General features: G+C 52.0%; 11 protein-coding genes and 1 tRNA gene. 10 read left to right on the top strand and 2 right to left on the bottom strand.

The genetic code is table 11. The features are described 5' to 3' along the window. The first annotated feature begins 688 nt into the window (after window positions 1–688). From KBS54_00430 to KBS54_00420, 3 genes are all read left to right on the top strand, one after another. Complete coding sequence (locus KBS54_00430; GenBank protein MBQ0054601.1) at window positions 689–2,011, top strand: phenylacetate--CoA ligase; 1,323 nt, start codon at window positions 689–691, stop codon at window positions 2,009–2,011. Window position 2,012: 1 nt separating this feature from the next. Next, the gene (locus KBS54_00425) at window positions 2,013–2,438 is read left to right on the top strand and encodes an acetolactate synthase (GenBank protein MBQ0054600.1); all 426 of its coding nucleotides are present in this window, start codon (window positions 2,013–2,015) and stop codon (window positions 2,436–2,438) included. 64 nt (window positions 2,439–2,502) lie between these two features. Beyond that, window positions 2,503–2,578, top strand: a tRNA-Thr gene (locus KBS54_00420). Between the two features lie 45 nt (window positions 2,579–2,623). Here the strand turns inward: KBS54_00420 and hisC are convergent. Next, window positions 2,624–3,700 carry a histidinol-phosphate transaminase gene (gene hisC, locus KBS54_00415; GenBank protein ID MBQ0054599.1) on the bottom strand — a complete coding sequence of 359 codons (1,077 nt, stop codon included), beginning with the start codon at window positions 3,698–3,700 and terminating at the stop codon, window positions 2,624–2,626. A 17-nt stretch (window positions 3,701–3,717) separates the two neighbouring features. After that, the gene (locus tag KBS54_00410) at window positions 3,718–4,518 is read right to left on the bottom strand and encodes an HAD-IA family hydrolase (GenBank protein MBQ0054598.1); all 801 of its coding nucleotides are present in this window, start codon (window positions 4,516–4,518) and stop codon (window positions 3,718–3,720) included. Between the two features lie 127 nt (window positions 4,519–4,645). Between KBS54_00410 and KBS54_00405 the strand changes: the two genes are divergently transcribed. The 7 genes from KBS54_00405 to hisF form a co-directional block, all read left to right on the top strand. Next, a complete protein-coding gene (locus KBS54_00405) occupies window positions 4,646–5,872 on the top strand; it encodes an ATP phosphoribosyltransferase regulatory subunit (GenBank protein ID MBQ0054597.1) in 1,227 nt (408 codons plus the stop codon). Continuing rightward, the gene (locus tag KBS54_00400) at window positions 5,872–6,516 is read left to right on the top strand and encodes an ATP phosphoribosyltransferase (GenBank protein ID MBQ0054596.1); all 645 of its coding nucleotides are present in this window, start codon (window positions 5,872–5,874) and stop codon (window positions 6,514–6,516) included. Before KBS54_00405 ends, KBS54_00400 begins: the two co-directional genes overlap by 1 nt. A 1-nt stretch (window position 6,517) precedes the next feature. Beyond that, entirely contained in the window at window positions 6,518–7,087 is a 570-nt protein-coding gene (locus tag KBS54_00395) for an imidazoleglycerol-phosphate dehydratase (GenBank protein MBQ0054595.1), read from the top strand. Then, window positions 7,078–7,797 (top strand): 1-(5-phosphoribosyl)-5-[(5-phosphoribosylamino)methylideneamino] imidazole-4-carboxamide isomerase, encoded by a 720-nt coding sequence (locus tag KBS54_00390; protein ID MBQ0054594.1) that lies wholly within the window; start codon window positions 7,078–7,080, stop codon window positions 7,795–7,797. The genes KBS54_00395 and KBS54_00390 overlap by 10 nt, the downstream gene beginning before the upstream one ends. A gap of 1 nt (window position 7,798) precedes the next feature. Then, the gene (locus KBS54_00385) at window positions 7,799–8,455 is read left to right on the top strand and encodes a bifunctional phosphoribosyl-AMP cyclohydrolase/phosphoribosyl-ATP diphosphatase HisIE (GenBank protein MBQ0054593.1); all 657 of its coding nucleotides are present in this window, start codon (window positions 7,799–7,801) and stop codon (window positions 8,453–8,455) included. Next, entirely contained in the window at window positions 8,443–9,060 is a 618-nt protein-coding gene (hisH, locus tag KBS54_00380) for an imidazole glycerol phosphate synthase subunit HisH (GenBank protein MBQ0054592.1), read from the top strand. Before KBS54_00385 ends, hisH begins: the two co-directional genes overlap by 13 nt. Continuing rightward, window positions 9,060–9,779: imidazole glycerol phosphate synthase subunit HisF (gene hisF / locus KBS54_00375; GenBank protein ID MBQ0054591.1), on the top strand; the 720-nt coding region annotated here is incomplete at its 3' end. The genes hisH and hisF, both read left to right, overlap by 1 nt.

Below are 9,779 nucleotides of genomic sequence, written 5' to 3'. Positions count from 1 at the left end.
ATGCTTTCGGGAAGGAGGCAGGGAAAGCAAGAGCCCTGCGGCTTCGGACAGAAAACGAACGGACGGTATCAGCTAACATCGGTATCCAGCCCAGTAGGAAGTAATCCGGAGTTTTATGAACGCAGAACAAAGAACGAAGAACGCAGAACAAAAATCTTTGTCTTGCTGCATGGAGCGCAGCGGAAGTGCAGCATCCAGCGACGTTACGCAAGTGAAACGAGCGTTATGGTTTTAATTTGTTCTTCGTTTGTCGTTCTTAGTTCGTCGTTTGTTTTAACCTACGCGCCCGAAAGGGCTGTGTTTACCGTACCCAAAAGCAATTTTGGGGAAAATAAAAACGGCGCGGGATTTCCCTCGCCGTTTTTGTTGTAAATACTGAAATAGAGACGCTTTACCCCTACGGGGCATACCCATACTGGGCACAGGCAGGCTGTGCAAAACCTAAGCCTGATGGATTTCCGCAGAAAGACAAAGATTTTAACGGTTCTAAAGCTTACCGCTTATAGCTCTTTTAGCCAACTAAGTCCTACGTGCGCTTTTGACGGGTTTAATTCTTCATTATTCATTTTGCATTATTCATTGTATTTCAGTAATTTCTTCTTGGTTTCCGCGGCGATTGTCCGATAATAAGTTCACAAGACAGGGAAAATATAATACAATAGTCCGCGGACGGAAAGAGGGTATTTTCATGCAGCACGGATGTTTCAGACCTGAGATAGAGACAGCCTCGCGCGACGAGCTTACGGCTCTTCAGAACAAGAGGCTTGTCAATACTGTAAAACATTGTTACGAGAATGTTCCCTATTATAAGCGGGCAATGAACGAAAAGGGAGTGTCGCCCGCTGACGTGCATTCGGTTGAGGATCTTTGGAAGCTGCCTTTTCTTTCCAAGGAGGATCTGCGGCTTGCTTATCCTGACGGTATGCTTGCTGTTCCGAAGCGCGACGTCGTGCGCATTCATTCGACAAGCGGAACGACCGGCAAACGCGTAATCGCCTATTACACGCAGGCAGACCTCGACATGTGGGACGACTGCTGTGCAAGGGCGCTCGCCGCGGCAGGCGCGACACCTGACGACGTTGTGCAGATTTGCTACGGCTTTGGGCTTTTTACAGGCGGCGCAGGTATAAACGGCGGTTCCCACAAGCTCGGCAGTATGACAATTCCGATGTCGTCAGGCAACACGGACAGGCAGATTCAGTTCCTTATAGATATGCAGGCTACCGTTATCGCCTGTACTCCTTCTTATGCCGCTTATCTCGCAGAGGTTGTTACCGAGAGAGGACTGCAGAACAAACTGCATCTCAAGTCGGGCATTTTCGGCGCTGAAGCCTGGAGCGGGGAGATGCGCAGGGATATTGAGGAAAAGCTCGGGCTTGAAGCGTTTAACATTTACGGGCTTACGGAAATGTCAGGCCCAGGAGTTGCTTTTGAGTGCGGAGCGCACTGCGGCTCGCATATTCAGGAGGACAATTTCATTGCTGAAATAATTGATCCCGATACGGGCGAGGTGCTTCCCGACGGCAGCGAGGGCGAGCTTGTGTTCACTACGATTAACAAACAGGCGTCGCCGCTTATCCGCTACCGTACACACGACATCTGCACCCTGAACAGGGAAAAGTGCGCCTGCGGAAGGACTCACGTCCGTATGGGCAAGATTCTCGGACGCAGCGACGATATGCTTATCGTTAAGGGCGTTAACGTATTCCCGTCGCAGATTGAGGCGGTGCTTATTTCGCGCGGCTGCTCGTCGAATTACGAGATTATCGTAACGCGCGAGAACAACAGCGACGTGCTTGACATCAACGTTGAGATGACGCCGGAGATGTTCTCCGACAAGCTCAGCAGTCTTTCTGCAATGGAGAAGGATATAGTTGCAACGCTTAAATCGGTGCTCGGAATTTACGCCAAGGTGCACCTTGTCGCTCCTACAACGCTTTCGAGAAGCGAGGGCAAGGCGGTAAGAGTTGTGGACAAACGCGGTCTTTACGAAAAAACGGGGAGGAATTAAGATGGCGCTTAATCAGCTTTCGGTTTTTATCGAGAACAAACCCTCACAGCTTTTGAAGCTTGCGGACACGCTCCGCAGACACAATGTCAATATGCGTGCGCTTTCGCTTTCGGAAACGACCGATTTCGGAATAGCGCGTCTGCTTGTCGATACGCCGGAAAAGGCGCTTGAGGCTCTGAAGGACGAGTGTTACGTCGCAAGCCTGACGCCGGTTATCGCCGTTGAGCTGAGCGACGAGGCAGGAGGACTTTACAATATTCTGCAGCTGCTTGCCGATGCCGGCATCAATCTTGAGTACAGCTACGCTTTCATAATGAAGAAGAAAGGCTCTGCCTGCAGCGTTATCCGCGTTGACGACCAGGAGAGGGCGGAGCAGGTTCTCGGCAGCGCTGGAGTTCCGCTCGTCAGCGCGGAAGATATCGCGTAGCCTCAAAAAAGCACTTGACGGAAATCAATATTAATGTAAAATATTCTCCTGTGGCAAGTGTCATGCCGGTGTAGCTCAGTTGGTAGAGCAGCTGACTTGTAATCAGCAGGTCGGTGGTTCGAGTCCACTCGCCGGCTCCATGCAAACAAAAAACTCCGCTTAACGGCGGAGTTTTTAATTGCCGGTTACCGGCTTGCGATTATCTTCTCCAGTTCTTCCAGTACGAAGATGTTTTCTTCCATTTCGCCGATTGAGAAACGGATGTATTTTTCTCCTTTGTACGACATCAGGCGCGTAAGTATGCCGTCTGCAAAAAGCTTGTCAAAAATTTCTTCCGTTCTGTTTCCGAAACTGACAAGGCAGAAGTTTGCTGCCGTCGGATAGTATTTTATGCCGTGCGCGTCAAAGAAGTCTGCAAACCGCACTCGTTCAGCAGCAACAAGAGTTTTCGTGTCCGCCGCGTATTCGTCGTCGTCCAGTACTGCGAGGGCAGCCGCCTGCGCTACGGCGCTGAGACAGTACGGCTCGCGCACTTTGTAAAGCTGCGCGATGACGTCGGGATCCGCAGCCGCCCAGCCTACGCGAAGCCCTGCAAGCCCGTAGAGCTTTGAGAAGGTGCGGCATACCATGAGATTGGGATATTCCGCAAGCATGGGCAGTACGCTGTCCGTGTCAGGCGTAAATTCCATATAGGCTTCGTCAGCTATTACCAGAACGTCCTGCGGCGCAGCTTCAATCAGCCGGCGCACTTCGGAGGAAGCGGCAAAGCTGCCTGTGGGGTTGTTGGGATTGCAGAGGCATATCAGTTTTGTTTTCGGCGTAACTGCCGCTATAAATCCGTCAATGTCAAGGGCAAATTCTTCCGTCACAGGCACTTCAACCGCTTTTGCGTCCATTATGTCGGCAATGCTTTTGTAGACCGAGAAGGTGAAGTCGCCGCATATCACTTCGTCGCCCGGATTCAGGAATGCCCTTCCTATCATTGTGAAGACACCGTCAAGCCCGTTGCCGCATATTATCTGCTCAGGCTTCAGTCCGTTTTTTTGCGCGATTTTTTCGCGCAGTTCGGCGCAGCTGATGTCCGGATAGCGATTGGCGGAGAGTATTGCTCTTGTCATTGCCCTCAGCGCTGAGTCGCTGACGCCGAGGTTGTTTTCGTTTGCCATTATGCGCACGCGTGCTTCGGGAACCTTGCCCGGATTGTAGGGCTGCAGCGGCATTACGCACGGGCGCACCAGTTTTTCAAGAATTTTTTTGTCCATTGTTGTTACCACCTTTGTTAAAGCATTTTTTCCAAAGCTTCGTCACAGTCCGCAAAGCTGTTTTCAGCTTCCGGCAGCAGACTGCCTATCGCCGCGAACACGCCTTTGCCGAATGCTTTGAATGCCTTAAAGTCGCTCGCCGTATCGCCGACGTACAGCGGATTTTCAGCGCCGAAACGTTTGCAGAGTATTTCAAGCCCTTCAGGCGACGGTTTGCAAATTCCTGTTTCGCGGTGAATTACGTTTTCTTTAGGCAGCGGTTCCCAGCCGAGGCTTTCGTAGGCACAGGCAAGTTCTTTGAGATCTCTTCCGGTGTAAAGTCCTGCGGGAAGCGGCAGTTCGTTCCATTTTGCGTGAAGCAGCGGTTTTTCAAGCATATAAAGACCTTTGCTGTCCTTTGTGCCAAGATACAAATCGTCGCAGTATCCGCGGAATTCTTTGTAAGGGATCAGCGCGCCGTATCTTTCAAGCGTCCATTCCTTTACGCTGCCGGAAAAGCTTTCAAGCTCCGCCGCAAGTTTTTCGGGCGTCGGAAAAGCCAGCGACAGTTTTTTCCCGCCTGCGGCAGCAGTCATTGAAAGCAGTGTCCAGGCAAGGTCGTAATCATCGTTGAACGCTCCGTGCCGTTTCATTATCTTTTCATGCTCCGGCGTACAGCCTTCAGAATCCGCTTCCCCGCCGCAGAAACGGACAAAGCCGTCCAGTATTGAGCGGCGTATCACTTCCGAAAAGGAGCGGCTGACGTCAAGAAGAACACCGTCAACGTCAAATATGAGAGCATCGATTTTTTTTCCGCTGCCGGTTCTCAAGTCTGTCATACCTCCGATAATTGCAAATCTCTGCTGACTGTGCTATTATAATCCGCGCGAGGGGTTCAATCAAGATAGCACTTTAGCATATTAAAGCACATGCTTTTATTTTTTATTTACACTGATATAATTATATATGAAAGATCACGTTTTGAAACGGGGAATAGAAATGCAGGGAAATCCTAAGGGCTGCAGCAGTTTCGGAGGCAGCATGGCGGCGAAACTTGAATATTGCAGAAACAGGGCTATGGAGCTTTTTGCTCTGTACGGCTACAGGCCTTTCAGCCCTGCGGAGCTTCAGCTGCTGAGCGGCGTGTGGGACAATCTGCCCCATTCTGAAGCCGAAAAGCTGATTGCACTCACTTCGCCTTACGGGGAGCCGTGCGTTTTGCGCGGCGATTTAACGCTTTCCGCCGTAACGTACCTTTCAACGCATTTCAGCGATGAGGAGCGTCCTCTCAGGCTTTCGTACGCAGAGCGCGTTTTTTCGGTTCCCAAGCCGCCGAAGCACAATCTTGAACAGAACCAGATAGGTGTCGAGCTTATCGGCTGGGAAGGCGCAGGCGCCGATGTTGAACTGCTTGCGCTGCTTTTCCGCACTCTTGACATGCTTGGTATTGACTCCGTTATTGCTCTCGGCGATATGTCTGTTACGGCAAAAATTTTCTCGGCACTTCCGAAGGACGTGTCCGAAATTCTTACCGGGCATCTGATGAACGGAAGCTACACAGCCTACGAAAAAACGCTTGAAACGCTGTATCTTACAACAGACAAAATGACTCTGCTTTCCGCGCTTCCTTCACTTCGCGGCGGAGTTGAAACGATAGACAGGGCGGCAGAGCTTACGGACAATCCCGCGCTTTTTGAGCCGCTGAAAAAACTTTGCGCTTCGCTGGACAGCCTCGGTTACGGAAAGAAAATCTGCATTGATTTCAGTTTCCTGCGCGAACTCGGCTATTACAGCGGACCTGTTTTCAACGTTTACACAAAGGAAGGCACGCTGCTCGGAGGCGGAGGGCGCTACGACGGACTGCTCGCAAAGCTTGGTATGGACGGCGAAGCGGCAGGTTTCGCGCTTGATTTGAAAGAACTCGCGGACAACTGCAGCGGGAGTCTGCCTCTGCCGAAGCTTATGCTCTGGTGCGGCGCGGCGGACAGCGCGGAAGTGCTGAAATTTGCCGAAGAGCTGCGCAGCAGGGGCATTTCTTTTGAGCTCAGCTGGAACAAAAACAGGGAGGAATCAAAATCTGCGGCACACTTGAGAAAATACGGCATCTGGGCAGATTTTTCCGAGAAGAAAATTTATAATTTGAACAGCGGCAGGGAATACGGCTTTGACGCTTTTGACTGGGGGCTTCTGTAATGCTTACCTTTGCTCTCCCGACCGGACGGTCGCTTGACAGCTGCATTGTTCTGCTCGAAAATGCGGGACTGCCCGTTGAGGCTCTGAAAAACGCAGGAAGAAATCTGGTAATTGAGGACGGAAATTTCCGCTATCTGCTTGCAAAGCCTGCAGACGTCCCCGTTGTAGCGTACAACGGCGCGGCAGACCTTGCCTTTGCAGGCAGCGACGTGATTGCAGAGTCTGAAATACCTGTAGTTGAGCTGCTTGACACCGGTATGAACAGCTGCGTTCTCGCAATAGCGGGCCCCGAAAAGGAAGCCGTAAAATTCAGCGGCAGCACTGCAAAGCTGACGGGACTGCGTGTTGCAACAAAATACATGAAAACAGCCGAGAAAATATTTAATTCCTGGGGCGTGCAGCTGAAGCTTCTGAAGCTTAACGGCTCCATAGAGCTTGCACCTGCGCTTGGTCTCAGCGACGTAATTTTTGACATTGTGCAGACGGGAAGCACTCTGAAAGCAAACGGACTGGTAGTCATAAAAGAGATTATGCCTGTTTCCATGCGGCTTGTTTCAGCCGCGGGAACAATTCACACCCGCTGGAACGAACTTAAGGATATTGCTGCCGCACTGCGTCTTGCGGCTGAAAAGCAGGAGGCTTGAAATGGAAGCAAAAATTGAGAGAAACACGAAAGAAACGCAGATTTCGCTCGTGCTTGAACATCCGGCGTCAGCCAAACGCGTCATAGAGACGAACTGCGGTTTTCTGAATCACATGCTTGATTTGCTCTGCCACAGGGCAGGGCTCGGAATATGCCTTAAAGCGCACGGCGACGTTGAGATAGATTACCATCATCTCACCGAGGACGTAGGAATTGCGCTCGGCCAGGCACTGCGCGAAGTCGCTAAGGAGCGCCCGATTGAGCGCTACGGTTTCCTGCTTCCCATGGACGGTTCCCTCGTTCAGACAGCGCTTGATTTCAGCGGACGCGGCGCTCTTTACTGGACGGGAGATTTCCCGACGGAGAAGGCTGCCGATTTCGACCTTGAACTTGTGCCTGAGTTTTTCAGGGGCTTTGCGCGCGAAGCAGGGCTTACGCTGCATATTGACCTGCTGAAAACCGACAATTCGCACCACGCGGCGGAAGCAGTTTTCAAATCTGTAGGAATGTGCCTCAGGCAGGCTCTCGTGCCCGCGCAGGCAAATCCGAGCACAAAGGGGCTCTGGCTGTGATTCTCCTTCCGGCGATAGACCTTTTCGGAGGAAAGGTCGTCCGCCTTACGCAGGGCGATTTTGACACGCGCAGGGATTACGGCGTGGACGCGCTGGATACGGCGAAGCAGTTTATGGACGCAGGCTGCGCCTATATTCACGTTGTTGACCTTGAGGGAGCAAAGCAGGGACATCCCTGCCACCTCAATATTCTTGAAAATATAGCAAAGCTCGGCATGTACGTTCAGTACGGCGGAGGACTGCGCTCTGAAGAGGCTGTTGCTGACGCGCTTTCGGCAGGAGCCGGACGCGTTATGGTTGGCAGTCTGCTTTTCACGGACAAGGATGCGCCGGCAAGGCTTTTCGACCGCTTCGGAAGCGCCGTTATGCCTTCAGTCGACGTAAAGAACGGCAAAGTCGTTCATTCAGGCTGGCTTAAGGGAACCGACTCCCTGCCGGCAGACGAAATTAAAAAGTTCAAAATCTGCGGCTACAACGTATTTCTCGTGACAGACACGGAGCGCGACGGTAAAATGGAGGGCGCAAGGCGGGAGCTGTACGAGCCGCTTGTCAGCGACAATCATGAAATAGTCGCAGCGGGCGGAATTACCTCCGCGGATGATTTAAAAATGCTTGCGGAAACAGGCGTAGCCGGTGCCGTCATAGGCAAAAGCCTTTACGAGGGCGGCATTACTCTTGAAGAAGCTCTTGCGGCAGTGAAAGGAAAATAAGATGGCAGACAAAATCGATTTTTCAAAAATTAAGTTCGACGAAAAAGGGCTCGTTCCCGTTATAGTTCAGGACTGCGTTTCAGGCGAGGTGCTTATGCTCGCCTACGCGAACGAAGAATCGCTCAGGCTCACGGAAGAAAAGGGCGAGCTTGTGTTCTGGAGCCGTTCGCGCAGGGAAATATGGCACAAGGGCGCGACAAGCGGGAGCTTTATGCGCGTGAAGGAGCTGCGTCTTGACTGCGACGGCGACACAATTCTTGCAATTGTGGATCCTCAGGGGCCTGCCTGCCACACGGGCGCTGTCTCCTGCTTCTTTACGTCGCTTGCCGGCAAAGAGAACTCAACGGCAATGACCTTCCTCGGAAGGCTGTGGCGCTATCTCAACAAAAGGCGTTACGCCTCGCCGGAAGAAAGCTACACCGCAAGACTGCTTTCAAAAGGCTCAAAACGCGTTGCGCAGAAGGTGGGCGAAGAGGGGCTTGAAACTGCTCTTGCCTGCGCGGTAAAGGACAGGGAAAATTTCCGTTACGAAGCGGCAGACCTTCTCTATCACCTGCTTGTCGCCTGCATGGACACGGAAGTGCCGTTCACGGACGTGCTTGAAGAAATAGCTTCACGATACAAACACAAACAGGAAGATTACAGATGCTCGGAGTAATCGATTACGGAGCCGGAAATCTCAGAAGCGTTGTGAATGCACTTGAATTTTTGCACGTGCAAAATAAAATCGTGTGCAATGCAAATGAAATTAAAAACTGTTCATCGCTGATACTTCCGGGCGTAGGGGCATTCGGCGCCGCTCTTGACGAGCTTGAAAAGCGCGGCCTCAAAGAAGCAGTCGCGGAAGCTGCACTTGAAAAACCTTTTTTGGGAATATGTCTGGGTATGCAGCTGCTTTTTGAAGAAAGCGGAGAAGCCCCGGGCAGAAAGGGGCTCGGCGTGCTGAAAGGCTGCGTGCGCCGCTTCCCCGCCGGCATGGGGCTGAAAATTCCCCACATGGGCTGGAATTCTCTGTCGATAAACAGCTCAAGCAGACTGTTTGCGGACACGCCGCAGAACAGTTACGTTTATTTCGTACACTCGTTCTGCTGCTCTGCCGCAGAACGTTCGGACGTCGCCGCCGTATGCAGCTACGGGCTTGAGTTTGACGCTGCCGTTGAAAAGGGCAATCTGTTCGGCTGCCAGTTCCATCCTGAAAAAAGCGGAAATACCGGACTTGCGCTGCTGAAAAAATTCGTTTCACTCTGCGGAGGAACAGAATAATGTTTGCAAGCAGAATAATACCGTGCCTTGATATCAAAGACGGGCGCGTTGTAAAGGGAATAAATTTCGTTAATCTGCGCGACGCCGGAGACCCTGTCGAAGCGGCGCAGGCATACGAAAAACAGGGCGCGGACGAAATTGTTTTTCTTGACATAACTGCGACAAGCGATGCACGCGAGACGGTCGCAAAGCTTGTGACGCGCGTCGCAAAGAACGTGTTCATCCCCATAACGGTAGGCGGAGGCATACGCACCGCCGAAGATATTCGCGCGATACTCCGCGCCGGAGCGGACAAGGTTTCTCTCAACTCTGCAGCCGTAAAACGTCCCGATCTGATAAACGAAGGCGCGGAGCTTTTCGGCAGCCAGTGTATCGTCGTCGCCATTGACGCAAAAAGAAACGGGAATTACTGGGAGGTCTATACGGCAGGCGGAAGAACTCCGATGGGAATTGACGCTGTAGAATGGGCATGCGAAGCTGAAAAGCGAGGTGCAGGAGAAATCCTGCTTACAAGCATGGACACTGACGGCACTAAATCAGGCTACAATCTGGAGCTTACCTCGGCAATAGCGGAAAAACTCAGCATTCCCGTAATAGCTTCCGGCGGCGCCGGCTGCATGGAGCATTTTTACGACGCGCTTACGAAAGGCAAAGCCTCCGCCGTGCTTGCCGCATCGCTTTTCCATTTCCATGAAATACCTATTCCCGAGCTGAAAAAA

This window comes from Candidatus Equadaptatus faecalis, from assembly GCA_018065065.1.
Lineage (GTDB): Bacteria > Synergistota > Synergistia > Synergistales > Synergistaceae > Equadaptatus > Equadaptatus faecalis.
The sequence above is the reverse complement of the archived record's forward strand: the minus strand, read 5'-3'. Positions and strand labels throughout refer to the sequence as shown.

What these genes read in the sequence shown, in the direction of transcription:
- KBS54_00395 (MBQ0054595.1), top strand. Translation starts at nt 6,518, where the DNA reads ATGGAAGCAAAAATTGAGAGAAACACGAAAGAAACGCAGATTTCGCTC.
- KBS54_00385 (MBQ0054593.1), top strand. Translation starts at nt 7,799, where the DNA reads ATGGCAGACAAAATCGATTTTTCAAAAATTAAGTTCGACGAAAAAGGG.
- KBS54_00410 (MBQ0054598.1), bottom strand. Translation starts at nt 4,518, where the DNA reads ATGACAGACTTGAGAACCGGCAGCGGAAAAAAAATCGATGCTCTCATA.
- KBS54_00405 (MBQ0054597.1), top strand. Translation starts at nt 4,646, where the DNA reads ATGAAAGATCACGTTTTGAAACGGGGAATAGAAATGCAGGGAAATCCT.
- KBS54_00400 (MBQ0054596.1), top strand. Translation starts at nt 5,872, where the DNA reads ATGCTTACCTTTGCTCTCCCGACCGGACGGTCGCTTGACAGCTGCATT.
- KBS54_00430 (MBQ0054601.1), top strand. Translation starts at nt 689, where the DNA reads ATGCAGCACGGATGTTTCAGACCTGAGATAGAGACAGCCTCGCGCGAC.
- hisC (MBQ0054599.1), bottom strand. Translation starts at nt 3,700, where the DNA reads ATGGACAAAAAAATTCTTGAAAAACTGGTGCGCCCGTGCGTAATGCCG.
- KBS54_00425 (MBQ0054600.1), top strand. Translation starts at nt 2,013, where the DNA reads ATGGCGCTTAATCAGCTTTCGGTTTTTATCGAGAACAAACCCTCACAG.
- hisH (MBQ0054592.1), top strand. Translation starts at nt 8,443, where the DNA reads ATGCTCGGAGTAATCGATTACGGAGCCGGAAATCTCAGAAGCGTTGTG.